This window comes from Streptomyces sp. ATexAB-D23 (assembly GCF_000373645.1).
Taxonomy (GTDB): Bacteria; Actinomycetota; Actinomycetes; order Streptomycetales; family Streptomycetaceae; genus Streptomyces; species Streptomyces castrisilvae.
The window spans coordinates 71,805-97,544 of sequence record NZ_KB892008.1; the positions used below are offsets into that span (position 1 = coordinate 71,805).

Annotated in this window: 20 protein-coding genes; 15 read left to right on the plus strand and 5 right to left on the minus strand. The window is 73.1% G+C overall.

The window, feature by feature from the left end; all coding sequences use genetic code 11:
* Positions 1 to 57 precede the first annotated feature (57 nt).
* Both B082_RS40385 and B082_RS0109845 read left to right on the plus strand, forming a co-directional pair.
* Entirely contained in the window at positions 58 to 729 is a 672-nt protein-coding gene (locus B082_RS40385; RefSeq protein ID WP_018551630.1) for a helix-hairpin-helix domain-containing protein, read from the plus strand.
* Positions 726 to 3,308 carry a ComEC/Rec2 family competence protein gene (locus B082_RS0109845; RefSeq protein WP_018551631.1) on the plus strand — a complete coding sequence of 861 codons (2,583 nt, stop codon included), beginning with the start codon at positions 726 to 728 and terminating at the stop codon, positions 3,306 to 3,308. The genes B082_RS40385 and B082_RS0109845 overlap by 4 nt, the downstream gene beginning before the upstream one ends.
* A gap of 116 nt (positions 3,309 to 3,424) precedes the next feature.
* Here B082_RS0109845 and B082_RS0109850 read toward each other — a convergent pair whose 3' ends face one another.
* A complete protein-coding gene (locus B082_RS0109850; RefSeq protein ID WP_018551632.1) occupies positions 3,425 to 3,880 on the minus strand; it encodes a pyridoxamine 5'-phosphate oxidase family protein in 456 nt (151 codons plus the stop codon).
* A gap of 101 nt (positions 3,881 to 3,981) precedes the next feature.
* On the opposite strand from B082_RS0109850, the gene B082_RS0109855 reads away from it, so the two are divergent.
* Both B082_RS0109855 and B082_RS0109860 read left to right on the plus strand, forming a co-directional pair.
* Positions 3,982 to 4,794: an arylamine N-acetyltransferase family protein gene (locus B082_RS0109855; protein WP_018551633.1), complete on the plus strand. Its 813-nt coding sequence runs from the start codon at positions 3,982 to 3,984 to the stop codon at positions 4,792 to 4,794.
* A gap of 146 nt (positions 4,795 to 4,940) precedes the next feature.
* A complete protein-coding gene (locus B082_RS0109860; RefSeq protein ID WP_018551634.1) occupies positions 4,941 to 5,825 on the plus strand; it encodes a YceI family protein in 885 nt (294 codons plus the stop codon).
* A gap of 17 nt (positions 5,826 to 5,842) precedes the next feature.
* Here B082_RS0109860 and B082_RS0109865 read toward each other — a convergent pair whose 3' ends face one another.
* Positions 5,843 to 6,088 (minus strand): hypothetical protein, encoded by a 246-nt coding sequence (locus tag B082_RS0109865; RefSeq protein WP_199783781.1) that lies wholly within the window; start codon positions 6,086 to 6,088, stop codon positions 5,843 to 5,845.
* A gap of 83 nt (positions 6,089 to 6,171) precedes the next feature.
* Here B082_RS0109865 and holA point away from each other — a divergent pair, with 83 nt between their 5' ends.
* Complete coding sequence (gene holA, locus B082_RS0109870; protein WP_018551636.1) at positions 6,172 to 7,167, plus strand: DNA polymerase III subunit delta; 996 nt, start codon at positions 6,172 to 6,174, stop codon at positions 7,165 to 7,167.
* Between the two features lie 408 nt (positions 7,168 to 7,575).
* On the opposite strand, the gene rpsT is transcribed toward holA, so the two are convergent.
* Positions 7,576 to 7,842: a 30S ribosomal protein S20 gene (gene rpsT / locus B082_RS0109875; protein WP_018551637.1), complete on the minus strand. Its 267-nt coding sequence runs from the start codon at positions 7,840 to 7,842 to the stop codon at positions 7,576 to 7,578.
* A gap of 214 nt (positions 7,843 to 8,056) precedes the next feature.
* Between rpsT and lepA the strand changes: the two genes are divergently transcribed.
* The 4 genes from lepA to hemW all read left to right on the plus strand — a co-directional run bounded on the left by lepA (position 8,057) and on the right by hemW (position 15,520).
* Positions 8,057 to 9,931, plus strand: coding sequence for a translation elongation factor 4 (gene lepA, locus B082_RS0109880; protein WP_026249612.1), 1,875 nt, complete (start codon positions 8,057 to 8,059; stop codon positions 9,929 to 9,931).
* Between the two features lie 282 nt (positions 9,932 to 10,213).
* On the plus strand, positions 10,214 to 12,103 hold the full coding sequence (locus B082_RS0109885) for an AMP-dependent synthetase/ligase (RefSeq protein WP_018551639.1): 1,890 nt from the start codon (positions 10,214 to 10,216) through the stop codon (positions 12,101 to 12,103).
* Between the two features lie 231 nt (positions 12,104 to 12,334).
* Positions 12,335 to 14,233: an ATP-binding SpoIIE family protein phosphatase gene (locus B082_RS0109890; RefSeq protein ID WP_018551640.1), complete on the plus strand. Its 1,899-nt coding sequence runs from the start codon at positions 12,335 to 12,337 to the stop codon at positions 14,231 to 14,233.
* 54 nt (positions 14,234 to 14,287) lie between these two features.
* The gene (hemW, locus tag B082_RS0109895) at positions 14,288 to 15,520 is read left to right on the plus strand and encodes a radical SAM family heme chaperone HemW (RefSeq protein WP_026249613.1); all 1,233 of its coding nucleotides are present in this window, start codon (positions 14,288 to 14,290) and stop codon (positions 15,518 to 15,520) included.
* A gap of 271 nt (positions 15,521 to 15,791) precedes the next feature.
* Here hemW and B082_RS0109905 read toward each other — a convergent pair whose 3' ends face one another.
* Positions 15,792 to 16,610 carry a DUF3097 domain-containing protein gene (locus B082_RS0109905; RefSeq protein WP_018551642.1) on the minus strand — a complete coding sequence of 273 codons (819 nt, stop codon included), beginning with the start codon at positions 16,608 to 16,610 and terminating at the stop codon, positions 15,792 to 15,794.
* 24 nt (positions 16,611 to 16,634) lie between these two features.
* Entirely contained in the window at positions 16,635 to 17,366 is a 732-nt protein-coding gene (locus B082_RS0109910) for an MBL fold metallo-hydrolase (protein ID WP_018551643.1), read from the minus strand.
* Positions 17,367 to 17,551: 185 nt separating this feature from the next.
* Between B082_RS0109910 and hrcA the strand changes: the two genes are divergently transcribed.
* From hrcA to B082_RS0109940, 6 genes are all read left to right on the plus strand, one after another.
* Positions 17,552 to 18,568 carry a heat-inducible transcriptional repressor HrcA gene (gene hrcA, locus B082_RS0109915; RefSeq protein ID WP_018551644.1) on the plus strand — a complete coding sequence of 339 codons (1,017 nt, stop codon included), beginning with the start codon at positions 17,552 to 17,554 and terminating at the stop codon, positions 18,566 to 18,568.
* Positions 18,569 to 19,705, plus strand: coding sequence for a molecular chaperone DnaJ (gene dnaJ / locus B082_RS0109920; RefSeq protein WP_018551645.1), 1,137 nt, complete (start codon positions 18,569 to 18,571; stop codon positions 19,703 to 19,705).
* Between the two features lie 109 nt (positions 19,706 to 19,814).
* A complete protein-coding gene (locus tag B082_RS0109925; protein ID WP_026249615.1) occupies positions 19,815 to 20,888 on the plus strand; it encodes a nitronate monooxygenase in 1,074 nt (357 codons plus the stop codon).
* Positions 20,885 to 21,631, plus strand: coding sequence for a 16S rRNA (uracil(1498)-N(3))-methyltransferase (locus tag B082_RS0109930; RefSeq protein WP_018551647.1), 747 nt, complete (start codon positions 20,885 to 20,887; stop codon positions 21,629 to 21,631). The genes B082_RS0109925 and B082_RS0109930 overlap by 4 nt, the downstream gene beginning before the upstream one ends.
* A gap of 72 nt (positions 21,632 to 21,703) precedes the next feature.
* Positions 21,704 to 22,231 carry a hypothetical protein gene (locus B082_RS0109935; protein ID WP_018551648.1) on the plus strand — a complete coding sequence of 176 codons (528 nt, stop codon included), beginning with the start codon at positions 21,704 to 21,706 and terminating at the stop codon, positions 22,229 to 22,231.
* 135 nt (positions 22,232 to 22,366) lie between these two features.
* Entirely contained in the window at positions 22,367 to 25,588 is a 3,222-nt protein-coding gene (locus B082_RS0109940; RefSeq protein WP_018551649.1) for a S41 family peptidase, read from the plus strand.
* Positions 25,589 to 25,740 lie beyond the last annotated feature (152 nt).

A 25,740-nucleotide genomic window follows, 5' to 3' on the forward strand; every position in this document is an offset into this window, starting at 1 on the left:
TCCGCTCCGATGGGGCGGTGGGCGGCGGGGGTTCTCGCGGTGCGGGAGCGGTTGCCGATGTGGGTGCAGCTCAGATGCGGCCTGGAGCCGAAGACCCTTGCCGCGCTCGCCGTGGTCCTGGTCGCCGCCGCCGTGTTCGCCGGGATCCACTTCTGGTCCGCCGGTCCCGAGGGAGTGGAGGCTCCGGACGTCGTCGGTGAGGCGGCGCACCCGCCCGGCCCGGTGTCCGACCCGGACGCGGACATGGCCGCGACCGGCCGGCCCGAGCCGTCCCCGGGTCCGGCGGCCGTGCCCGGTGAGGGCGGTCAGATCGTGGTGGACGTGAGCGGCAAGGTGCGGAACCCGGGGCTGCAACGACTGCCGTCCGGGGCGCGGGTGGACGATGCGCTGGACGCGGCGGGCGGGGCGCGTCCCGGGACGGACCTGGCGGGCCTCAACCGGGCCCGGGTCCTCATGGACGGCGAGCAGATCGTGGTGGGCGCCCCACCGGCTCCGGCTCCGGCCTCGGGCGGCCCGGCGGCTGCCGGGGGCGGTGCAGGGCCGGTGAGCCTGAACACCGCTACGGCGGACCAGTTGGAGGGCCTGCCGGGCGTCGGCCCCGTCCTCGCCCAGCACATCGTCGAGTACCGCACCGAGCACGGCGGATTCCGGTCCGTCGACGAACTCCGCGAGGTGAACGGGATCGGCGACCGCAGGTTCGCGGACCTGCGCCCCCGGGTGCAGCCATGAGCGCCCTGGACGTCCACGCGGCGTCGGGCCTGCGGCTGGGTGTCTCCGACCCGCGGCAGGAGGGCCCGGCCGACCTCCGGCTGCTCGCCCCGGCGGCCGCGGCGTGGGCCGGTGCCGCGCTCGCGGTGGGCGCCCCCGGGCAGTGGACGGCGATGGCGGTGGCGCTCTGCCTGGGGACGGCCATGGTCCTCCTCGCGGTGCCCGGCCTCCTCGCGGTGCCCGGCCTCCTCGCGGTGCCCGGCCTCCTCCGGCGCCGCGCGACGGGCAGTCCGGGCGGCAACGAGGCGCGGGACGGCGGGGCCGCCGCGGCCCGAGCGCATCGGCGGGTGCGCGTCGCGGCCGTCGCGGCGGTGCTCCTCTGCGCGGCGGCCGGGGCGGCCTCCGCCGGGCTGCACGGTGCCGATACGCGCCGGGGGCCGGTGCCCGGCCTGGCCCGGCAGTTCGCACGGGTCGAGGCGGAGATCACCCTCACCTCCGATGCCCGGCGGACGTACCCCCGGGTGCGCGGCGACCACAGCACGCCCGCGTCCCTGCTCCTGGACGCGGAGGTCACCCTGTTGACGCGGCCCGACCGGACGGCCGTGCGCTTGCGCACACCGGTGCTGGTCATCGTCCCGCCCGGCGGTGCGACAGAGGCATGGCAGCGACTGCTCCCCTCCACCAGGCTGCGGATCGCCGGACGGCTGGCGCCGCCCCTCCACAAGGGCGAGCGGGCCGCCGCGGTGCTACGGCCCGAGGGCAAGGGCCCTCCCCGCGTGACGGGACCTCCCAGCCTCCTCCAGCGCACGGCTGGACGGCTGCGCGCCGGGCTGCGCCGGGCGACCGAAGGACTCGGACCCGACGCACGGGCGTTGCTGCCCGGACTGGTCGTCGGTGACACCACCCGGATCACTCCGGAACTGCACGAGGCCTTCCGGGCGACCGACCTCACGCACCTGATGGCCGTGTCCGGTTCCAACCTGGCGATCCTGCTCGTCCTGCTCATCGGACCGCCCGGCAGGGCACTGCGGGCCGAACGCGGGGGACTGGCGCCCAGACTCGGGATCTCGCTGCGGATGACCGCGTTGCTCGGCGGCGGGCTCACGCTCGCCTTCGTCCTGGTCTGCCGGCCCGAGCCGAGTGTGCTCAGGGCCGCCGCGTGCGGGCTGATCACGCTGCTCGCCATCGCCACCGGGCGGCGCAGGACCCTGATTTCCGCGCTGTGCGCCGCCGTTCTGCTCCTGGTGCTCTACGACCCCTGGCTGGCGCGCAGTTACGGCTTCGTCCTGTCGGTGCTGGCCACCGGCGCCCTCCTGACCCTCGCCCCGCGGTGGAGCGAGGCGCTGCGACGGCGCCGGGTGCCGTCGCGCCTGGCGGAGGCGCTGGCCGCCGCGGCAGCCGCGCAGGCGGTGTGCTCGCCCGTCGTGGTGCTGCTCGCCTCCCGGGTGAGCCTGGTGGCGATCCCGTGCAACCTGCTCGCCGAGTTCGCGGTGGCACCGGCCACGGTGCTCGGGTTCGCCGCGCTGGCCCTGGCGCCGGTGGCGATGCCGGTGGCCGTGCTCCTGGCCCGGGTGGCGGGGTGGCCGGCCGGGTGGATCGCGTCGGTGGCCAGGACCGGAGCGGCGTTCCCCGGCGCGGAGACCGACTGGCCCGACGGCCTGTCCGGCGCCGTGCTGCTGGCCGCGCTGACCGTGGTGCTGGTGTTGGCCGCCCGGTGGGTGGGGCGCCGGCCCTGGGTGTGCTCGGCCGCGGTGCTGCTGCTCGTGCTCGCCGTGCTCCGCCCCGTGCCGCTGACCCGGGTGCTGACCGGATGGCCGCCGCCCGGCTGGGCGTTCGCGATGTGTGACGTCGGGCAGGGCGATGCGCTGGTCCTCGCCGTAGGCCGGGGCTCCGGTGTGGTCGTCGACGCGGGTCCCGATCCCCGGCTCGCCGACCGGTGCCTGCGCGAACTGGGCGTCAGCCGCGTCCCCCTGCTCCTGCTCACCCACTTCCACGCCGACCACGTGCGGGGCCTGCCCGGTGTGCTGCGGGGCAGAGCGGTGGGCGCGATCCAGACGACGAGCCTGGACGAACCGCCGGAGCAGGCCGCGTTCGTCCGGAGAACGGCGGCTGGGGCGCGTGTCCCGGTGGTGCGTGCCGTCCCCGGTGAGCGGCGGCGGATCGGGGCGCTGGACTGGCAGGTGCTGTGGCCGCCGGGCGAGGCGGGCACGGGCCCGGTGGCCGGACCCGTGCCGCAGGACCCGAACGATGCCAGCGTCACGCTGTTCGTGCGGGCCGGCGGGCTCACCCTGCTGCTCCCCGGGGACCTGGAACCCCCTGCCCAGCAGGCGTTGTTGCGCAGCCGTCCGGGAATGCCGCGGGTGGACGTGCTCAAAGTCGCCCACCACGGCTCCGCGCACCAGGACAGTGCCCTGCTGCGCGCCCTCCGGCCCAGGTTCGCGCTGGTGAGTGTCGGCCGGGGCAACCCGTACGGGCATCCGGCGCCCCGGACGGTCGACGCGCTTACGGCGCAGGGGGCGGTGGTGCTGCGCACCGACAAGGACGGTGCGATCGCGGTGACGGGTACGGGGAGCGGGCTGCGGGCGGTGGGGCGGTCATGACGGCGTACGTGCCCAGGCGGAGGGAGGCGTGGACCACTCCCCGGCGGGCGAAACTGTTGGCCGCTCCCCGGCGGGTGGTGCCCTCGGCCGGTCCCCGTTCTCCGGGGCTCCCGGCCTCAGACCAGCCAGTGGCCGTCGGCCATCAGGTCGCGGCCGGGCTGCTCGTTGGACTCCCGCCACGCCCTGACCGCGTACGGAGAGAAACGGAGGTACACCCAGGCGGCGCGCCCCCGCAGATCCCAGTCGAACTTCGCGGCGAAGGCGTCCCCAGACGCCTTCGGGAGATCCGGGCCCTCCACCACCTCGGCCGTCGCCTCGATGAGGACCACATCGCGGGTGTGGCCCAGCGCGATCCGGGCCCGGCCGTCCGGTGCCACGTTGACCGCTGTCGGGTTGGTGCGCCGGGTGGCCATCAGCAGTGCCTCCCCGTCCCACACGAACGACAGCGGCACCAGGGTCGGAACACCGTCGGCGGAGGCCGTCGACACCCAGGCGTCCTTGTCCTTCTCCAGGCGATCGAGTACATCCTGCTTGCGCTGTTCGCGGCTGCGAGCCGGTTCCGGACGGGTCATGCCGCGCACGCTAGCCGCCGGGCGGAACCCGCGACACCGTCGCCGGACCTAGGACCAGTGACTCATGGCGCGGTGATGCGGCGCCGGACCAGACTGGGCCCATGGACCCGCACCTGCCGCAGACGATCGACGCGTATCTGGAACGCGTCGGCGCGGCCGTACCCGCCCGCGCCGACGCCCCGGCTCTGCGCGAACTGCAACTGCGCCACCTGCTCACCGTGCCCTTCGAGAACCTCTCGATCCACCTCGGCGAGGACATCGTGCTGGCGGAGGACTCGCTCCTGGACAAGATCGTGGCCGGCCGGCGCGGTGGCTTCTGCTACGAACTCAACGGGGCCTTCGCCGTACTGCTGCGGGCACTCGGTTTCCGCGTCACCCTGCTCCAGGCGCGGGTCCACTCGGACGATGGCCGGCTCGGCATCCCGTACGACCACATGGCGCTGCGGGTCGAGACGGACGACGGGACCGGGCCGTGGCTCGCCGACGTCGGCTTCGGCGACCACGCCCGGCACCCCCTCGCGCTCGATGACCGCACGGACCAGGAGGACCCGGGCGGCGTCTTCCGGATCACGCCGGTCGCGGCCGGGGGAGGCGAGGACTTCGGGGACCTCGACGTGCTGTGCGACGGCAGGCCCCGGCTCCGCCTGGAGACGCGGCCCCGGGTGCTCGCCGACTTCCGGGCCGGCGCCTGGTACCACCGCACCTCGCCCGACTCCCACTTCACCCGGGCCCCGGTCTGCTCGCGCTGCACGGACGACGGCCGGATCACGCTCACCGGCCGCAAGCTGCTCACGACGGTGGGTTCCGAGCGGCGAGAGACGCCCCTGGAGAGCGACGAGGAGGTGCTGGCCGCCTATCGCGAGCATTTCGGAGTGCGCCTGGACCGGCTGCCCGTCAATTCGGACCTTCGGTAACACCTGCACCCAAGACACTGCGAGATGCTCTGTTTGCCTCGAACGCCTCAAGGGTGGTCGAATGCATGCTCGTCGGCGGGCCGCTGCTCCGACAACGACGTCTGCCCTTCGGCCCGAGGTGAAAGCGCGCCCGGGAGTGTGTGGAGATGTTCGGACGTTGGTTCGGAAACAAAACTGCGACGGGTGCCGCGCGCGGCAACGCCCTGGCCGGACTGGTGGTACCGGACTCGGCGGGAGTCCTCAGCTGCCGGGTGCTCGACCCGGTCAACGAGGCAGTGCCGCAGGCCGAGTTCGTGCTGACGGACCGGGCGGGCCGCAAGGTGGTCGGGGGCGAGACGGATCCGTACGGCAGTGTGCTCGCCACGGTGCCGGCGGGCGAGTACCGGCTTGCCGTGACGGCGGAGGGGTTCACCCCCTTCCACGGCTCGGCCACGGTCACCGAGGGCGGTCACGCGAGCCTGGGCGATGTGACCCTCCAGGTCACCACGCCGCCGCAGCTGCCCGACCCGGGCGACTGGGAGATCGAGCCGATGCACTCCCAGATCGGCTTCACGGCCCGGCACATCGGGATGGCCCGCATCCACGGCCGGTTCAACACCTTCGCGGGAGCGGTGCGGATCGCCGACCGCATGGAGGAGTCGGCGATGCACGTGATCATCGACGCCGCGTCGATCGACACGAACGTCCAGATGCGCGACGACCATCTGCGTTCCAGCGACTTCCTCGATGTCGGCCGCTATCCGACGCTGGAGTTCTACAGCGACCGCTTCGTGCACCGGGGCGGAACCCGCTGGGGTGTGAGCGGGGCGCTGACCCTGCACGGCGTGAGCCGTACGGTGACGCTGGACACCCAGTACCTCGGCCTCGGGAACGGGCTGGAGGGCGAGACCAGGGCGGCCTGCCGTGCCACCACGCAGCTGCACCGCGAGGACTTCACGCTGACCTGGCAGACGATGCTGGCCCGGGGCATCGCGGTGGTCGGCCCCAGCATCTCCATCGACATGGACATCCAGATCGTCCCGAAGGGCTGACCAGCCGGGCGGCCGGGCTACGGCGCCTCCAGCCACCCCTCGTACTCCGCGGCGAACGCGTCGAGCGCCGCGGAGTCCAGCCGGCGGTCCGGGTCCTCCACGACGACCAGCCACTGGGCGTCCTCCGCGTCGTCCTCGCCGGCCAGCGCGTCGCGCACGAGCTGCGGTTCCTCGGTGACCCCGAAGCGGTCGGCAAGCTCGTCCGCGACCTCCTGGGCGGCGTCGCGGTCGGGCAGCACCAGCACGTGTCTCTCATCGCTCACCCGTCCATTCTCGGGTACGGGCGGGGACGCGGCGGACCCGGCCGCGGCCGGGCTGTCAGTGGCCCGTGGGATGCTGGACGGCGATGGCCACCAGAAGGAATTCCACCGACGACCCGCTCGCCCCGCTCACGCTCGCCGTGGGCCAGGAGGACCTGCTCCTGGACCGTGCCGTGCACCAGGTGGTGGCGGCCGCGCGGGCCGCCGACGCCGACACGGACGTCCGGGACCTCACCCCCGACCAGCTCCAGCCGGGCACGCTGGCCGAGCTGACGAGCCCCTCACTGTTCGCCGAGCGCAAGGTCGTGATCGTGCGCAACGCGCAGGATCTCGCCGCGGACACCGTCAAGGACGTCAAGAAGTACCTCGACGACCCGGTCGAGGAAATCACCCTCGTCCTGCTGCACGCGGGCGGCGCCAAGGGCAAGGGGCTGCTCGACGCGGCCCGTAAGGCGGGGGCCCGCGAGGTCGCTTGCCCGAAGACGACCAAGCCGGCCGAGCGGCTCTCCTTCGTGCGCGGCGAGTTCCGGGCGCTGGGGCGCTCCGCGACGCCCGAGGCGTGCCAGGCGCTGGTCGACTCCATCGGCAGCGATCTGCGGGAGCTGGCGAGCGCGGTGTCGCAGCTGGCCGCGGACGTCGAGGGCACGATCGACGAGGCGATCGTCGGGCGCTACTACACGGGGCGGGCGGAGGCGTCGAGCTTCACGGTCGCCGACCGGGCGGTCGAGGGGCGGGCGGCGGAGGCCCTGGAGGCCCTGCGCTGGTCGCTGTCCACGGGCGTTGCCCCTGTCCTGATCACCAGCGCGCTCGCGCAGGGCGTACGGGCGATCGGCAAGCTGTCGTCGGCGCGTGGGGGACGGCCGGCGGATCTCGCGCGTGAGCTGGGCATGCCGCCCTGGAAGATCGACCGGGTGCGTCAGCAGATGCGGGGCTGGACGCCGGACGGGGTCGCGGTGGCGCTGCGGGCGGTCGCGGACGCGGATGCGGGGGTCAAGGGGGGCGGGGACGACCCGGAATACGCGTTGGAGAAGGCGGTGGTCGCTGTGGCGGGCGCCGCGCGTGGCGCGCGGAGCGCGCGCTAGCGGTGCGGTGGGGTGCCGGCTGACCGCGGCGTCCTCAATCGCCGGACGGGTTTGAACTTGCCGTCCGGGCGTCCTCAATCGCCGGACGGGCTCCGAAAGAGGCCGGGGCTGGCTCTGGGCTGCGGGCGGGTGCCCTCAACGGCCGGACGGGCTTGGAGCGGCCCCGGCGGGCTCTGGGTAGTGCGGCCTCGGTTGGCGGTGGGGTGAGTGTTGCTCGGATGGGGGGGCGTGTGGCCGCATGCCGAAGGCCCCGGCCGGGTCCTGGGGAAGGGCTCGGTCGGGGCCTCGGGGTGAGAGTTGGTGCGTCGCACCCGCGTGGCGAACGCAGGTTCGGTGTGCGGCGCGGGTGCCGGGCAGGAGCGGGAGAGAGGGCCCGCGTGGTCCGTTCCGGCGGTTACATCAGAATGCTCAGCCCTGAAGGGTGGCGGCCTTGGCAGCCAGCGCCGACTTCTTGTTGGCGGCGGAGTTCTTGTGGATGACACCCTTCGAGACGGCCTTGTCGAGGGCACGCGAAGCGTCGCGAACGGCCACGGTGGCCTTCTCGACGTCGCCCGCGACAACGGCCTCACGGGCCTTGCGGATCGCGGTCTTGAGCGACGACTTGACGGCCTTGTTGCGCAGGCGCGCCTTCTCGTTCGTCTTGTTCCGCTTGATCTGGGACTTGATGTTCGCCACGAAAGAGCCTTTTCAGGTTCGTTGGATTTCTAGGTGTGTCCGCGCGGCCCGAAAGCCACGGGGCACAGCTGCCCACGGTAGCAGGAGCGGTCCGACCGGCCCAAACCGGTCGCCGCCCCGCAGGCGTGGGACGATGGGAGCTACGTACAGATCCGCCCCGACCCGACATCGACCCGAGACACGGCGTCCGGCGTCTCAAGAATCAGGACCCTGCGTGCCCGCGACTCCTCTCCACGTGCCCGAGCCGAGCCGTACCGACCCGGCGCTGATCCGCAACTTCTGCATCATCGCGCACATCGACCACGGCAAGTCGACCCTCGCCGACCGGATGCTCCAGCTGACCGGGGTGGTCGACCAGCGGCAGATGCGCGCTCAGTACCTCGACCGGATGGACATCGAGCGTGAGCGCGGCATCACCATCAAGTCCCAGGCGGTCCGGCTGCCCTGGGCGCCGACCACCGGCGAGGGCCAGGGCAGCACCCACGTCCTCAACATGATCGACACGCCCGGACACGTCGACTTCACCTATGAGGTCTCCCGGTCGCTCGCCGCCTGCGAGGGCACGATCCTGCTGGTCGACGCCGCGCAGGGCATCGAGGCCCAGACCCTGGCCAACCTCTACCTGGCGATGGAGAACGACCTCACCATCGTCCCGGTGCTCAACAAGATCGACCTGCCGGCCGCCCAGCCCGAGAAGTTCTCCGAGGAGCTGGCCAACCTCATCGGCTGCCGGCCGGAGGACGTGCTCAAGGTCTCCGCGAAGACCGGCATCGGCGTGGACGCGCTGCTCGACCGCGTGGTGCGGGACGTCCCGGCGCCCGTGGGCGAGGCCGACGCGCCCGCCCGCGCGATGATCTTCGACTCGGTCTACGACTCGTACCGGGGTGTCGTCACCTACGTCCGTGTCGTCGACGGCTCGCTCAACAAGCGTGAGCGCATCCGGATGATGTCGACCGGCGCCACCCACGAGCTGCTGGAGATCGGTGTCTCCTCCCCGGAGATGACCCCCTCCGACGGCATCGGCGTCGGTGAGGTCGGCTACATCATCACCGGGGTGAAGGACGTCCGGCAGTCCAAGGTCGGTGACACGATCACCTCGCTGAGCGGCGGGGCGACCGAGCCGCTCGGCGGTTACAAGGACCCCAAGCCGATGGTGTTCTCCGGGCTCTACCCGCTGGACGGCTCGGACTACCCGGACCTGCGCGAGGCTCTCGACAAGCTCCAGCTCAACGACGCCGCCCTGGTGTACGAGCCGGAGACGTCCGCGGCGCTCGGCTTCGGTTTCCGCGTCGGCTTCCTCGGGCTGCTCCACCTCGACGTGGTCCGCGAGCGGCTGGAGCGCGAGTTCGGCCTCGACCTCATCGCCACCGCTCCCAACGTGGTCTACCGGGTCGAGATGGAGGACGGCACCGAGCACACCGTCACCAACCCGAGTGAATTCCCCGAGGGCAAGATCGACAAGGTGCACGAGCCGGTCGTCCGGGCCACGGTCCTGGCGCCCAGCGAGTTCATCGGCGCGATCATGGAGCTCTGCCAGCAGCGCCGCGGCACGCTCCTGGGCATGGACTACCTCTCCGAGGACCGGGTCGAGATCCGCTACACCCTGCCGCTCGCCGAGATCGTCTTCGACTTCTTCGACCAGCTGAAGTCCAAGACCCGGGGCTACGCCTCCCTCGACTACGAGCCCACCGGCGAGCAGTCCGCCCAGCTCGTCAAGGTCGACATCCTGCTGCACGGCGACAAGGTCGACGCGTTCTCCGCGGTCACGCACAAGGACAAGGCGTACGCGTACGGTGTGCGGCTCGTCGCCAAGCTGCAGAAGCTCATCCCCCGGCAGAACTTCGAGGTGCCGATCCAGGCGGCCATCGGCTCCCGGGTCATCGCCCGTGAGACCGTCCGGGCCATCCGCAAGGACGTCCTCGCCAAGTGCTACGGCGGCGACATCTCCCGTAAGCGCAAGCTGCTGGAGAAGCAGAAGGAGGGCAAGAAGCGGATGAAGATGGTCGGCAACGTGGAGGTGCCGCAGGACGCGTTCATCTCCGTGCTGTCGACCGACGAGTCCGCCGGGGAGAGCAAGGGCAAGAAGTAGGGCACGCAACAGCACGAGGAGCCCTACCGGCAGGTAGGTACGCGGGCCCCCGCATCGCAGGAACGCTGCGGAGCGGGGGTCCGTTCGTTATCAAGCGGGGTCCGATTGCCTCTTACGCGGGGCGCGCGGGCGCTCTACCCTGATCACGGCTTCGTAGTTACTCGCCAGTTAAGCAAGCAGGATTTCAGCACGCAGAGCAAGCAGCAGCAAGCACCCACAGGCGGAGAGCGCACCGCAACCAGCAGCCGGTCGTGAAGTACTGCCGCAGGCCCGGAGGATGTCGTGAGCGACACACAGACCATGATCGAGAACCGTCCGCCCTCCGTGGCGACCCTCTTCATCGACCGCGTGGCGGCCACCCCGGACGGGGAGGCCTACCGCTACCCGGTCCCCGCGGCCGACGGCCGGGGGCCCGACGAGTGGAAGTCGCTCAGCTGGGCGCAGGCCGCCGAGCGGGTGTACGCCGTGGCCGCTGGGCTGATCGCGCTGGGCGTGCGCCCCGAGGAGCGTGTCGCGCTCGCGGCGTCCACCCGGGTCGAGTGGATCCTCGCCGACCTCGGCGTGATGTGCGCGGGCGCCGCGACCACCACGATCTACCCCTCGACCAACGCCGAGGAGTCCGCGTTCATCCTCTCCGACTCCGACAGCCGGGTCCTGATCGCCGAGGACGCGGCCCAGCTGGCCAAGGCCCGCGAGCGCCGCGCCGAGCTGCCGGACCTCGCCCACGTCGTCGTCATCGACGCGCAGGGCGCGGGAGCCGCGGAGGGCGACCCCGAGGGCTGGGTGCTCACCCTGGCCGATCTGGAGGCCCTGGGCACCGAGCACCTGGCGAAGGACCCGGCAGCGGTCCGCAGCCGGGTCGACGCCATCACCTCCGACCAGCTGGCGACCCTCATCTACACCTCGGGCACCACCGGCCGCCCCAAGGGCGTCCGGCTGCCGCACGACAACTGGTCGTACATGGCCAAGGCCACCGTCGCCACCGGCCTGATCACCAAGGACGACATCCAGTACCTCTGGCTGCCGCTCGCCCACGTCTTCGGCAAGGTCCTCACCTCCGGGCAGATCGAGGTCGGCCACGTCACCGCCGTCGACGGCCGCGTCGACAAGATCATCGAGAACCTGCCGGTCGTCCAGCCGACGTACATGGCCGCCGTCCCGCGCATCTTCGAGAAGGTCTACAACGGCGTCGCCGCCAAGGCGCGCGCGGGCGGCGGGGCCAAGTACAAGATCTTCCAGTGGGCGGCCGGCGTCGCCCGCGAGTACGCCAAGGTCTCCCAGGACAACTTCCGGCGCACCGGCAAGGCGTCCGTGCCCTTCGCGCTCGGCGCCAAGCACAAGGTCGCCGACACCCTCGTCTTCGCCAAGATCCGCGAGGCCTTCGGCGGCCGGCTCCGCGCCTGCGTCTCCGGGTCCGCCGCGCTCGCCCCCGACATCGGCCTCTTCTTCTCCGGCGCCGGCATCCACATCCTGGAGGGCTACGGCCTCACCGAGTCGAGCGCCGCCTCCTTCGTCAACCCGGGCGAGAGCTACCGCACCGGCACGGTCGGCAAACCCCTGCCCGGCACCGAGGTCCGGATCGCCGACGACGGCGAGATCCTGCTGCGCGGCCCCGGCATCATGCAGGGCTACCAGGGACTGCCGGAGAAGACCGCCGAGGTGCTGGAGGCCGACGGCTGGTTCCACACCGGCGACATCGGCGAACTGTCCGTGGACGGCTACCTGCGGATCACCGACCGCAAGAAGGACCTGATCAAGACGTCGGGCGGCAAGTACATCGCGCCCGCCGAGGTGGAGGGCCAGTTCAAGGCGGTCTGCCCGTTCGTCTCGAACATCCTGGTGCACGGCGCGGACCGCAACTTCTGCACCGCGCTGATCGCCCTGGACGAGCCGACCATCCTCGGCTGGGCCGCCGAGAACGGCATGGAGGGCAAGTCGTACGCGGACGTCGTGGCCTCGCCGAAGACCGTCGAGCTCATCGACGGCTACGTCAAGCGCCTCAACGAGGGGCTCCAGCGGTGGCAGACGATCAAGAAGTTCCGGCTGCTCCCGCGCGACCTCGACATCGAGCACGGCGAGGTGACGCCCAGCCTCAAGCTGAAGCGGCCCGTCGTCGAGCGCACGTACAAGGACCTGATCGAGGACATGTACGCCGGTTCCCGAGAGGCGTGACGGGCGCCTCGCCCGGCGCTCGCCCACTCTCGTACGCCCCCCGCAAGCCCCCCGCGTGCTCCGGCGCGGGGGGCCGGCGCGTTCAGGCCGCGCCGTCTTCACCACCCACTTCGGTAACTCGGCGCGTATCGGGAGGGCCGATCTGTCACTCTGTCGGTGTCGTCAGCGGCGCATAACGGAGAACAGGCAGAGCGAGAACAGGTCAGGAGCCGCCCTGTGGGGTCCATTCCCTTGCAGCGGGACATCGTGCAGCGTCCCGGAACCACCGCCGCTTCCACCGGCACACAGCCGGTCGCCCGGACCAGCCTGCCCGGGAACCTCCTCGCGCCCTCCGCGGCCCGGCGGTTCGTCGCCGCCGCGCTCGCCGAGTGGAGTGGGCTCGGGCTGCCCGCCGCCGTGGGGTTCAGCGACCGGCTGTCCGACGACGCGGCGACGATCGTCAGCGAACTGGTCACCAACGCCGTCGTCCACGCCGGCACCACCGTCGAACTGCTCTTCCGGCTGGAGGAGACCACCGAGGAGGAGGCGTCCGCCCTCGTCCTGGAGGTCTCCGACCACCACCCGGCCCGCGCGGTGCGCAGCGACCACGGGAGCGGTGACGAGGTCGCGGGCGAGCCGGCCGACTACGGGCGCGGCCTGGAGATCGTCGCCACCCTCGCCGAACGCTGGGGCGTCACCTACCGCACCGGCCTGAAGACCGTCTGGGCCCGCCTGCCCGTGGACGACTGGAACCCCTTCCCCGACGCCCGCGGCGAGCCCGGTTTCGAACGCGGACTGCGCGCCGCCGAACTCCTGGCCCCCACCGCCCGGCGCGCCCTGCGCGACGACGGGGACTGGGCCGGGCGCGGCGCGCTCTCCTTCCTCGCCGAGGCATCCGACCTGCTGGCCGGACAGCTGGACGAGGACATCGTGGCGGCGCTCGCCGCACAGTTACTCGTCCCCCGGCTCGCCGACTGGTGCGCGATCTGGCTGGAGCCCGAGAGCGGCGGCCCCTCGGCCGTCCCGCGCCTCGCCAAGGTCTGGCACGTGGACGAGGACCGCGTCCCGCCGCTGCGCGCCCTCCTGGAGGGGGACCCGCTCCGGCTCCCCGAACGGGTCGGCACCGGTGCCGTCTCCATGCCGTGGCCCGGCAGCGCCGAGGACCGCGGGACACCGGAGAAGGACGAGGCCGAGGGCGTCGCGCTCGCCTACCGGATCACCTCGGGCGGCCGCACCCTCGGAGCCGTACTCCTGGGCCGCGAATCGACCGCGCGCGTCCCCGACGAGCTGACCGCCCTCATAGAGGACTTCGTCCGCCGGGTCGGCCTCGCCGTCGGCGCGGCCCGCGCCTACACCCGGCAGGCCACCATCAGCCGCATCCTGCAACGCGGGCTGCTGCCCAGCAAGGTCGCCCGGATACCGGGCGTCGCCAGCTCCCTGGTCTACGAACCGAGCGACGACGGGGTCGTCGGCGGCGACTTCTACGACATCTTCCCGTGCCCCGGCGACCGCTGGTGCTTCGTGCTCGGCGACGTCCAGGGCAGCGGCCCCGAGGCCGCCGTCGTCACCGGGCTCGCCCGCCCCTGGCTGCGGCTGCTGGCCCGCGAGGGCTTCCAGGCCGACGAGGTCCTGGTCCGCCTCAACCGACTGCTCCTGGACGACGCGATGGAGGCCGCCGAGGCCGCCGCGCTCATGGTCGCCGCCGCCGGCGGCCAGCACTCCGCGGACAGCGGCCAGTCCCGCTTCCTGTCCCTGCTGTACGGGGAGCTGGTTCCGCTGCCCGGCGGCGGCGCCCGCTGCACCCTGGTCAGCGCGGGCCACCCGCTGCCGCTGCTGCTGCGGCCCGACGGCACCGTGCGGCCCGCCGCCGAGCCGCAGCTGCTGCTCGGCGTCATGGACGACGCCGTCTACGAGACCCAGAGCTTCGACCTCGCCCCCGGCGACAGCCTGCTCTGCGTCACCGACGGGGTCACCGAGCGGCGCTCGGGCCCGCTGATGTTCGACGACGGCGACGGGCTCGCCCGCGCCCTGTCCGGCTGCGCCGGGCTGAACGCCGAGGAGATCGCCGACCGCATCAAACACGCCGTGCACGCCTTCGCCGAGCGCCCGCCGGACGACGATCTGGCGCTGCTGGTCCTCCAGGCCGAGTAGGCGGGGGCACGGGCGTGGCGTCCGGTTGCCGGGCGGCGCGCGACAATGGACGGTATGCCTTCCGTACTGCCCGATGGTGAGCCCGTGCCCGACGACGGGGCGCTGCCCCGCCACGCCCTGGAAGGCGCAGCCGGCCGCCCGCTCGGCTTCTACCTGCACGTGCCGTACTGCGCGACCCGCTGCGGCTACTGCGACTTCAACACCTACACCGCGACCGAGCTGCGCGGCTCCGGCGGTGCGCTCGCCTCCCGCGACAACTACGCCTCGCACCTCGTCGGCGAGATCCGCCAGGCCCGCAAGGTGCTCGGCGACGACCCCCGGCCGGTGCGCACGGTCTTCGTCGGCGGCGGCACGCCGACCCTGCTGGCAGCCGCCGACCTGGTCCGGATGCTGGCCGCGGTCCGCGAGGAGTTCGGGCTCGCGGACGACGCCGAGATCACCACCGAGGCCAATCCCGAGTCCGTCGGCCCCGCCTACCTGGCCGAGCTGCGCGAGGGCGGCTTCAACCGGATCTCCTTCGGCATGCAGAGCGCCCGGCAGCACGTCCTGAAGATCCTCGACCGCACCCACACCCCGGGCCGGCCCGAGGCGTGTGTCGCCGAGGCGCGGGCGGCCGGCTTCGAACACATCAACCTGGACCTGATCTACGGCACCCCCGGCGAGTCCGACGACGACTGGCGCGCCTCCCTGGACGCGGCGATCGGCGCCGGGCCCGACCACGTCTCCGCGTACGCGCTGATCGTCGAGGAAGGCACCGGGCTGGCCCGCCGGATCAAGCGCGGCGAGATCCCGATGACGGACGACGACGCGCACGCCGACCGGTACCTCATCGCGGACGAGGCGATGGCCGCGGCCGGTTACTCCTGGTACGAGGTGTCGAACTGGGCCCGCACACCCGAGGGCCGCTGCCTGCACAACGAGCTGTACTGGCGCGGCGCCGACTGGTGGGGCGCCGGCCCCGGGGCGCACAGCCACGTCGGAGGCGTGCGCTGGTGGAACGTGAAGCATCCCGGGGCGTACGCGCAGGCGCTCGCCGAGGGGCGCTCCCCGGGGGCCGGGCGCGAGATCCTCTCCGCCGAGGACCGCCGCGTCGAACGCATCCTGCTGGAGCTGCGGCTCGTGGACGGCTGCCCGCTGTCCCTGCTGGCCCCCGCCGGACTCGCGGCGGCCCGCCGGGCGGTGGACGACGGGCTCCTTGAGCCGGCGCCGTTCGACAGCGGGCGTGCCGTGCTCACCCTGCGCGGCCGCCTGCTGGCCGACGCCGTGGTGCGCGACCTCGTGGACTGAGGCGAGGCGCTCACTTCGGCAGCAGGCAGTCCGGCGGGGCGAGGACGCGCTTCCCCGGCCGCGCGGCCGCGGATGATCCGGGCGTGGCTGCGGCCGTCCGGATACGTGATCCGGACGACGGCGAGCCCCAGCGCCGCCCCCAGGGCCACCAGCGCGGTCGGCAGCCGGCCGATCTCATCGAGCCGCACACCCAGGACCGCGATGACCACGGCCCCGACGAACGTCTCCGGACGCACCGACTCCCGGGACCGACGGGAGGATCCACCGGACATCAGGCCGGAAGGGTGACGAAATCGATCAATTCCTCGACCCGGCCCAGGAGTTCGGGCTGGAGGTCCCGGTAGGAGTGCACCGAGGACAGGATGCGCTGCCAGGCCGCGCCGGTGTTCTCCGGCCAGCCCAGCGCCCGGCACACGCCCGTCTTCCAGTCCTGGCCGCGCGGCACCACCGGCCAGCCCGGGATGCCCACCGACGACGGCTTCACGGCCTCCCACACGTCGATGTAGGGATGGCCGACCACCAGGACGTCGCCGTCCGAGACCCGCGCCGCGATCCGGGACTCCTTGGAACCGGGCACGAGATGGTCGACCAGCACCCCGAGCCGCGCGTCCGGCGCGGGCGCGAACTCCCGCACGATCGCCGGCAGGTCGTCGATGCCCTCCAGGTACTCGACGACCACGCCCTCGATCCGCAGATCGTCGCCCCAGACCCGCTCCACCAGCTCCGCGTCGTGCCGCCCCTCCACATAGATCCGCCCGGCCCGCGCCACCCGCGCCCGCGCCCCGGGCACCGCCACCGAGCCGGAGGCCGTACGGGAGGGCCGCACCGGTCCGCCGGCCGACGGGCGCACCAGCGTCACGACCCGGCCCTCCAGCAGAAAGCCGCGCGGCGCCATCGGGAAGACCCGGTGCTTACCGAAGCGGTCCTCCAGGGTCACCGTCGGCCCCTCGGCGGTCTTCTCGCACCGGATCACCGCCCCGCAGAAGCCGGTGGCGACGTCCTCCACCACCAGATCGGGCTCGGCGGGCACCTCGGGGACGGGGGCGGACTTCTTCCACGGCGGGGTCAGATCCGGCTGGTAACTGCGCATCGCACGACGATAAGCGGGGAAGGGCTACGACACGCCGAACCGTTCCGCCAGTGCCTCGCGCTGCGCCCGGACGAACGCCGCGTCCACCACGGCGCCGTGCCCCGGCACGTACAGCGCGTCCTCGCCGCCCAGTGCCAGCAGCCGGTCCAGCGCGCCCGGCCAGCGGGCGGGGCGGGCGTCCGGGCCCGCCTGCGGTTCACCGGCCTCCTCGACCAGGTCGCCGCAGAACACGAGGGCGGGCGAGCCGGAGGAGCCCGGGACCAGCACCGCGAGGTCGTGGCCGCTGTGCGCGGCGCCCACGTTCACCAGCAGCACCTTTCGGCCGCCGCCCAGATCGAGCGCGCGCTCCCCGGACACCTCGTGGTCCGGGGCCACGAGCACATCGGTGGACTCGGCCGCGTCCGGCTCGGGCAGGCCCAGGCTCACCGCGTCGGCGTACAGCCCGTCCGTCCCCCGCCGCATCAGCTCCCGCGTGCCCGCCGCGCCGTACACGCGCACCCCGGCGAAGGCCGCCGTGCCCAGCACATGATCGAAATGGGGGTGGCTGAGTGCGATGTGCGTCACCCTCCGGCCGAGCAGCGCCTGCGCCTGGGTGCGCAGCTCCACCCCCTCACGCAGTGACGCACCGGTGTCGCAGAGCAGCACTCCGTCCGCCCCGGCCACCAGCAGGGCCGTCGCGTCCCACACCGGAAGGCGCCGGCGGCCCACCCCGTGACCGAGCCGCTCCCACCCGAAGTCTTCCCAAGAGGCGTCCATACGGCGACGCTATCGGCATCGACTCGCGCGCTCCCGGGGTTGGTGTGGCCGGTCGCCCTTGCTAGGGCACCACCCCGTCGCCGTACACTGACCGGGGATCGTTGGCACTCGTACGCACCGAGTGCCAGGAGGAATCCCGGGAACGGCCCGAGAACCACCGAGGTAGACAGCTGGAGGTGTGCGCGATGCTCAGCGAACGCAGACTCGAAGTGCTGCGCGCCATCGTTCAGGACTACGTCGGAACCGAGGAGCCCGTCGGCTCCAAGGCGCTCACGGAGCGGCACCGGCTGGGGGTCTCCCCGGCCACCGTCCGCAACGACATGGCGGTGCTGGAGGACGAGGGCTTCATCGCCCAGCCCCACACCAGCGCGGGGCGCATCCCGACGGACAAGGGCTACCGGCTCTTCGTCGACAAGCTCGCGGGCGTCAAGCCCCTCTCGTCGCCGGAGCGCCGCGCCATTCAGAACTTCCTCGACGGCGCGGTCGACCTCGACGACGTCGTGGGCCGGACCGTACGGCTGCTCGCGCAGCTGACCCGGCAGGTCGCCGTCGTGCAGTACCCCTCGCTGACCCGCTCGACGGTGCGGCACGTGGAACTGCTGTCCCTGGCTCCGGCGCGGCTGATGCTCGTGCTGATCACGGACACCGGCCGGGTCGAACAGCGGCTGGTCGACTGCCCGGCGCCGTTCGGCGAGACGTCTCTCGCCGATCTGCGGGCCCGGCTCAACAGCCGGGTGGTGGGGCGCCGTTTCACGGACGTCCCGCAGCTGGTGCAGGACCTGCCGGAATCCTTCGAGAGCGAGGACCGGGGAACCGTGTCCACCGTACTCTCGATCCTGCTCGAAACCCTCGTCGAGGAGACGGAGGAGCGGCTGATGATCGGCGGCACCTCCAACCTCACCCGCTTCGGACACGACTTCCCGGTGATGATCCGGCCGGTGCTTGAGGCACTGGAGGAGCAGGTCGTGCTGCTGAAGCTGCTCGGCGAGGCCACGGACTCGGGCATGACCGTACGTATCGGGCACGAGAACGCCCACGAGGGGCTCAACTCCACGTCCGTCGTCGCGGTCGGCTACGGTTCGGGCGACGAGGCAGTCGCCAAACTCGGCGTGGTCGGACCGACCCGCATGGACTACCCCGGAACGATGGGAGCGGTACGCGCAGTGGCACGTTACGTCGGACAGATCCTGGCGGAGTCGTAAGTGGCCACGGACTACTACGCCGTACTCGGCGTGCGCCGCGACGCCTCTCAGGACGAGATCAAGAAGGCATTCCGGAGGCTCGCCCGCGAGCTGCACCCGGACGTCAACCCCGATCCGAAGACCCAGGAGCGGTTCAAGGAGATCAACGCCGCTTACGAGGTCCTGTCGGACGCCCAGAAGAAGCAGGTCTACGACCTCGGCGGCGACCCGCTCTCCCAGTCCGGGGGCGGCGGCGCGGGCGGGTTCGGCCAGGGCGGCTTCGGTAATTTCTCCGACATCATGGACGCGTTCTTCGGTACGTCGTCGCAGCGCGGACCCCGTTCGCGCACCCGGCGCGGCCAGGACGCCATGATCCGGCTGGAGATCGACCTCGCCGAGGCGGCCTTCGGCACGACCAAGGACATCCAGGTCGACACGGCCGTCGTCTGTACGACGTGCAGCGGCGAGGGCGCGGCCCCCGGCACCTCCGCGCAGACCTGCGACATGTGCCGCGGTCGCGGTGAGGTCTCCCAGGTCACCCGGTCCTTCCTCGGCCAGGTCATGACCTCGCGGCCCTGCCCGCAGTGCCAGGGCTTCGGTACGGTCGTGCCGACCCCGTGCCCGGAGTGCGCCGGCGACGGCCGCATCCGTTCGCGGCGCACGCTGACCGTGAAGATCCCCGCGGGTGTCGACAACGGCACCCGCATCCAGCTCGCGGGCGAGGGCGAGGTCGGCCCCGGCGGCGGCCCCGCCGGGGATCTCTACGTCGAGATCCACGAGCTGGCGCACGCGGTGTTCCAGCGCCGCGGCGACGACCTGCACTGCACGGTCACCATCCCCATGACGGCGGCGGCCCTCGGCACCAAGGTGCCGCTGGAGACGCTCGACGGCCTGGAGGAGGTCGACATCCGGCCGGGCACCCAGTCCGGCCAGTCCGTCCCGCTGCACGGCCGCGGCATCACCCACCTGCGGGGCGGCGGACGCGGCGACCTCATCGTGCACGTCGAGGTCACCACCCCGGTCAAGATGGACCCCGAGCAGGAACGCCTCCTGCGCGAACTGGCCAAGCTGCGCGGCGAGGAGCGGCCCACCGGCCAGTTCCAGCCCGGCCAGCAGGGCCTGTTCTCGCGTCTGAAGGACGCGTTCAACGGCCGCTGACGGCACTCGTCCGTGCGGTGCGGGCCCGGCCCCGGGCCCGCACCGCACCGGACGAAAGCCGCCGTGGGGCGGGCATCACGGGACAGGAGGGACATGACACGATGCGGTCATGTCCTCCGCATTGACCGATCTCTGCCGGTATCCGATCGTGCAGGCCCCGATGGCGGGCGGCCCGTCCTGCCCGCAGTTGGCCGCGTCGGTCGCCGAGGCCGGCGGGCTCGGTTTCCTGGCCGCCGGGTACAAGACGGCGGACGGCATGTACCAGGAGATCAAGCAGGTGCGCGGGCTGACCGGACAGCCCTTCGGCGTCAACCTCTTCATGCCGCAGCAGAAGCTCGCCGACCCGGGTGCCCTGGAGGTCTACCGCCATCAGCTCGCGGGCGAGGCCACCTGGTACGAGACGCCCCTCGGTGACACCGACGCCGGCGGGGACGACGGCTACGAGGCCAAGCTCGCCATCCTGCTGGAGGACCCGGTTCCGGTCGTCTCCTTCACCTTCGGCTGCCCCTCGCGCGACACCCTCGACGCGTTCGCCGCCGCCGGTACGTACACCGTCGTCACCGTCACCTCGCCCGAGGAGGCCCAGGCCGCGCAGTGGGCCGGCGCCGACGCCGTCTGCGCCCAGGGCACCGAGGCGGGCGGCCACCGCTCCACGTTCCGCGACGACCCGGAGACCGACGGCGGCGGGACCGGGCTGCTGTCCCTGGTGACCCAGGTGCGCGAGACCGTGCAGATCCCGGTGATCGCCGCGGGCGGGCTGATGCGCGGCGCGCAGATCGCCGCGGTGCTCGCGGCGGGCGCCGACGCCGCCCAGCTCGGCACCGCGTTCCTGGTCTGCCCCGAGTCCGGCGCCCACCTGCTGCACAAACAGGCCCTGACCAACCCGCTGTTCGTCCGCACCACGCTGACCCAGGCGTTCTCCGGGCGCCCGGCCCGCGGCCTGGTCAACCGCTTCGTGCGCGAGCACGGACCGTACGCCCCCGCCGCCTACCCCCAGGTCCACCACATGACCTCCCCGCTGCGCAAGGCGGCGGCCCGTGCCGGGGACGCGCAGGGCATGGCGCTGTGGGCGGGACAGGGCCACCGGATGGCCCGCGAGCTGCCCGTAGGCCGGCTGGTCCGGCTGCTCGTCGAGGAACTGGACGCCGCACGGACGGCAGTGAGCACAAGGAGTACACAGTGACGGCACCCGTCTTCGTCGTCGAAGACCTGCCCGGCGGGCCCGAGTTCGTCCTCGACGGGCCCGAGGGACGGCACGCCGTCTCGGTCAAGCGCCTGCACGCCGGTGAGGACGTCGTCCTGACGGACGGCCGCGGCCGGTGGGCCGAGGGCGTCGTGAAGGCCGCCGAGGGCAAGGACCGGCTGATCGTGGGCGGTCTGGACCCGGTGCACGAGGAGCCGCGCCCGGCCGCCCGGATCACCGTCGTGCAGGCCCTGCCCAAGGGGGACCGGGGCGAGGTCGCCGTCGAGACGATGACCGAGACCGGGGCCGACGCGATCGTGCCGTGGCAGGCAGCGCGCTGCATCACCCAGTGGAAGGGCGACCGGGGCCTCAAGTCCCTCGCGAAATGGCGCAGCACGGCCCGGGAGGCCGGCAAGCAGTCCCGCCGGGTACGGTTCCCGGACGTGGCGGACGCGGCATCCACCAAGCAGGTCGCCGCGCTGGTGGCCACCGCGGACTTCGCGGCCGTCCTGCACGAGGACCGCGGCCACGACAGCGAGCCGCTGGCCACCGTCGACCTGCCCGGGGCCGGTGAGATCGTGCTGATCGTCGGACCCGAGGGAGGCGTCTCGCCGCAGGAACTGACCGTGTTCCAGGACGCCGGGGCCCGCGTCTGCCGACTCGGCCCGACCGTCCTGCGCACCTCCACGGCGGGCACGGCGGCGACGGCGCTGCTGCTGGGACGCACGGGCCGCTGGTCGTAACCCCGCCCCGATGGGGTGGTTGTGGCCACAAGCGGTCTACCGCACCGTCAGGAGCGGTGGGAAGCTGCCTTTATGGGGACATCAAGGGCATGGGGCCGTCGCGCGGTCCGTCGCTTTCCGGCCGCACTCTGCCTCGCCGCCGCAGCCGTCACCGGCCTCACCGCCTGTGAACCGGCCGACGGCCTCGACACGCTGAACACCGCGGCCGTCGCCGTGACCACCGACCGGACCGCCACCCGCGCGCTGGAGCACGAAGGCATCGACGTGAGCTGGCTGAGCTGCACCGCCGGCCTCGGCAAGGACGACGCGAAGGCCTCCGCATCCGCCTCCGCGCAACGGGTGGCCGAGGTCCACTGCGACGGCAGGACGAAGGACAGGCAGAAGATCACACTCGACGGCCAGGTGACCCACGCGGTCAACGGCCGCTGCGTACGCGGCGACATGACGGCCAAGTCCGGCGGGCGCGCCGTCTTCCGGGCCACCCTGCTCGGCGACTGCGCGGCCCCCGCCACGACCGCGCCGCCCCCCGGGGGTGCGGGGCCGGGCAACGGGCCGACGGCCACCGTGACGGTGACGGTGACCGCGTACCCCGGCAAGTGAGCGCCACGCAGGGGGCGGCCGGACGTGCGAGGGGGCGCATATCCCAGGGGCATGTGCGCCGCGCTCGCGCCGTGCCACGACGTACTCCGGCCAACCCCGTACCACCTCGGACGTCCGCGGCCTAGGCTGAACCGTGTGACACAGCCTTCCTACCTCCGGTACCCCCATGTCCACGGTGACTTGATCGCCTTCACAGCCGAGGACGACGTCTGGCTCGCCCCGCTCGACGGCGGACGGGCGTGGCGAATCAGCGCCGACAACCGTCCAGTCACCCAGCCGCGCATATCTCCCGACGGCACCCTCGTCGCCTGGACCTCCACCCGCGACGGGGCGCCCGAGGTGCATCTCGCCCCCGCCGACGGCGGGCCCTCGCGCCGGCTCACCCACTGGGGCGACGCCCGCACCACCGTGCGCGGCTGGACCCCCGATGGGGACGTACTGGTCACGAGCACCCAGGGCCAGGTCTCGCTGCGCCGCAGCTGGGCTCGGGCCGTCCCGGTCGACGGCGGTCCCGCGCGGACCCTCCCGTACGGGCCCGTCGGCTCCCTCGCGTACGGGCCCGGCGGACGGGTCCTGCTGCTTTCGGCCACCATGGGGCGCGAGGCCGCCACCTGGAAGCGCTACCGCGGTGGCACGGCCGGCAAGCTCTGGATCGCGGCCGGGGACGACCCGCAGGAGTTCGCCCGCCTCCACGAGGACCTCGACGGCAACATCGAGTGCCCGATGTGGGTGGGGGAGCGCATCGCGTTCCTCTCCGACCACGAGGGCGTCGGCGCCCTCTACTCCTCCCTGCCCGACGGCGGCGACCTGCGCCGGCACACCGGCACCGACGGCTTCTACGCCCGGCACGCCACCACCGACGGCACCCGGGTCGCCTACGCGTCGGCCGGTGAACTCTGGCTCCTGGACAGCCTGGAGAGCGAGGAGCCCCGCCGCGTCGAGATCCGGCTCGGCGGCCAGCGCGCCGACCTCCAGCCCTACCCGCTGCACGCCGACAGCCACCTGACCAGCGCGTCCCCGGACCGCACCGGACGCGGCAGCGCGGTCTGCACCCGGGGCGCCGTCCACTGGGTCACCCACCGCGAGGGCCCCGCCCGCGCGCTCGCCGCCGAACCCGGCGTACGGGCCAGGCTGCCCCGTACCTTCCAGGCCGACGGCGACCAGCACGTCGTCTGGGTCACCGACGCCGAGGGCGACGACGCGCTGGAGTGCGCCCCCGCCACCGGCACCGCGCCCGGCGCCGAGCCCCGCCGCTTGGCGGCCGGCCGGCTCGGCCGCGTCCTGGACCTGGCCCCCGCCCCCGACGGCAGCCGGTTCGCGGTCGCCGCCCACGACGGGCGGGTCCTGGTCGTGGAGCGGGAGAGCGGTGAGATCCACGAGGTGGACCGCAGCGAGAACGGCGACGCCTCCGGGCTCGCCTGGTCGCCCGACTCCGCCTGGCTCGCCTGGTCGCACCCCGGCCCCGAGCCGCTCAGCCAGCTCAAGCTGGCCCACATCGCGGACCTCTCGGTCTCCGAGGCCACCCCGCTGCGGTTCCGGGACTTCGCGCCCGCCTTCACCGCCGACGGAAAGCACCTGGCCTTCCTCTCCGAGCGCGCCTTCGACCCGATCTACGACGCCCACGTCTTCGACATGGCGTTCATCGGCTCCTGCCGGCCGCACCTGCTGACGCTCGCGGCGACCACCCCTTCCCCGTTCGGACCGCAGCTGCACGGCAGGCCGACCGAGAAGGAGAAGGGCGGAGACGGCGAGGACAACCCCACGGCCCTGCCCATCACCCGCATCGACCTGGACGGCCTCGCCGACCGGATCGTGCCCCTTCCCGTCGAGGCCGCCGTCTACTCCTCGCTCCGGGCCGCACGGGACGGGCTGCTCTGGCTGCGCCACCCGGTCACCGGGGTCCTCGGCACGAGCGGGGCGGGCCCCGACGCCCGCCGCCCCGAAACCGTCCTGGAGCGGTACGACCTCGAAAAGCTGCGCTGCGAGGAACTCACCTCCGACGTCAGCCGTTTCGCGGTCAGCGGCGACGGGAAGCGGCTCGCCCTCGTCAGCCACGGCAAGCTGTCCGTCGTCCCGTCCGACAGCCGGGTGCCCGCCGGCTCCGACGACGACCACGACGACCCCGTCACCGTCGACCTGTCCCGCATCCGCCGCACCCTCGACCCGGCCGCCGAGTGGCGCCAGATGTACGACGAGGCCGGCCGCGTCATGCGGGACAACTTCTGGCGCCCCGACATGGGCGGCATCGACTGGGACGGGGTCCTGGACCGCTACCGGCCGGTCCTGGAGCGCGTCGCGACCCACGACGACCTCATCGACCTGCTCTGGGAGGTCCAGGGCGAGCTGGGCACCTCCCACGCCTATGTGACGCCGCCCGGCGGGTGGCGCGACGAGTCGGCCCGGCAGGGGCTGCTGGGCGCGGACCTCTCCCGCGCGCAGGACGGCAGCTGGCGCATCGACCGCATCCTGCCCTCCGAGACCTCGGACCCGGCCGCCCGCTCGCCGCTCGCCGCGCCGGGCGTCGCCGTCCGGCCAGGGGACGCGGTCCTGGCGGTCGACGGCCACCCCGTCGACGCGCTCACCGGCCCCGCGCCTCTGCTCACCGGCTCGGCCGGCAAGCCCGTCGAGCTGACCGTCTCGCCGGCGGACGGCGGCGAGAGGCGCCATGTCGTCGTGGTGCCCGTCCACGACGAGGAGGCGCTGCGCTACCACGCGTGGGTCGCCGACCGGCGCGCGTACGTGCACGAGCGGTCCGGCGGGCGCCTGGGCTACCTCCACGTCCCCGACATGGTCGGCTCCGGCTGGGCCCAGATCCATCGCGACCTGCGCACCGAGGTGGCGCGCGAGGGCCTGGTCGTGGACGTACGGGAGAACCGTGGCGGCCACACCTCGCAGCTCGTCGTGGAGAAGCTGGCCCGCCGCATCGTCGGCTGGGACCTGCCGCGCGGCATGCGCCCCGCCAGCTACCCGGGCGACGCGCCGCGCGGGCCCGTCGTCGCCGTCGCCAACGAGTTCTCCGGCTCGGACGGCGACATCGTGAACGCGGCGATCAAGGCCCTGAACATCGGACCCGTGGTCGGCGTGCGCACCTGGGGCGGCGTCGTCGGCATCGACAGCCGCTACCGGCTCGTCGACGGCACGCTGGTCACCCAGCCGAAGTACGCGTTCTGGCTGGAGGGGTACGGGTGGGGCGTCGAGAACCACGGCGTCGACCCGGACGTGGAGGTCGTCATGACGCCGCGGGACCACGCGGAGGGGCGTGACCCGCAGTTGGACGAGGCGATCCGGATCGCGCTGGAGTCCCTGACGGACGTGCCGGCGAAGACGGCGCCGGAGCTGCCGGGGCTTGCGGAGTGAGGTGAGGGACGGGGAGCGGGGCCGTCGCGCCCGCGGCGGGCCCGCTCCCCACCCCGCCCCTTCCCGAGACCGGGGCGCCGCCCCGGAAGCGGCCGGCCCCCGGGCCGGCCCGGATAGGCTGGCCCGCGACGGATCACCCAGACCAAGGAGCG

Coding starts and splice junctions, on each gene's coding strand:
- hrcA (WP_018551644.1), top strand. CDS start 17,552: ATGCTCAGCGAACGCAGACTCGAAGTGCTGCGCGCCATCGTTCAGGAC.
- B082_RS0109855 (WP_018551633.1), top strand. CDS start 3,982: ATGGACCCGCACCTGCCGCAGACGATCGACGCGTATCTGGAACGCGTC.
- B082_RS0109935 (WP_018551648.1), top strand. CDS start 21,704: ATGGGGACATCAAGGGCATGGGGCCGTCGCGCGGTCCGTCGCTTTCCG.
- B082_RS0109845 (WP_018551631.1), top strand. CDS start 726: ATGAGCGCCCTGGACGTCCACGCGGCGTCGGGCCTGCGGCTGGGTGTC.
- B082_RS40385 (WP_018551630.1), top strand. CDS start 58: ATGTGGGTGCAGCTCAGATGCGGCCTGGAGCCGAAGACCCTTGCCGCG.
- B082_RS0109905 (WP_018551642.1), bottom strand. CDS start 16,610: ATGCGCAGTTACCAGCCGGATCTGACCCCGCCGTGGAAGAAGTCCGCC.
- holA (WP_018551636.1), top strand. CDS start 6,172: ATGGCCACCAGAAGGAATTCCACCGACGACCCGCTCGCCCCGCTCACG.
- B082_RS0109925 (WP_026249615.1), top strand. CDS start 19,815: ATGTCCTCCGCATTGACCGATCTCTGCCGGTATCCGATCGTGCAGGCC.
- B082_RS0109850 (WP_018551632.1), bottom strand. CDS start 3,880: ATGACCCGTCCGGAACCGGCTCGCAGCCGCGAACAGCGCAAGCAGGAT.
- B082_RS0109860 (WP_018551634.1), top strand. CDS start 4,941: ATGTTCGGACGTTGGTTCGGAAACAAAACTGCGACGGGTGCCGCGCGC.
- hemW (WP_026249613.1), top strand. CDS start 14,288: ATGCCTTCCGTACTGCCCGATGGTGAGCCCGTGCCCGACGACGGGGCG.
- B082_RS0109910 (WP_018551643.1), bottom strand. CDS start 17,366: ATGGACGCCTCTTGGGAAGACTTCGGGTGGGAGCGGCTCGGTCACGGG.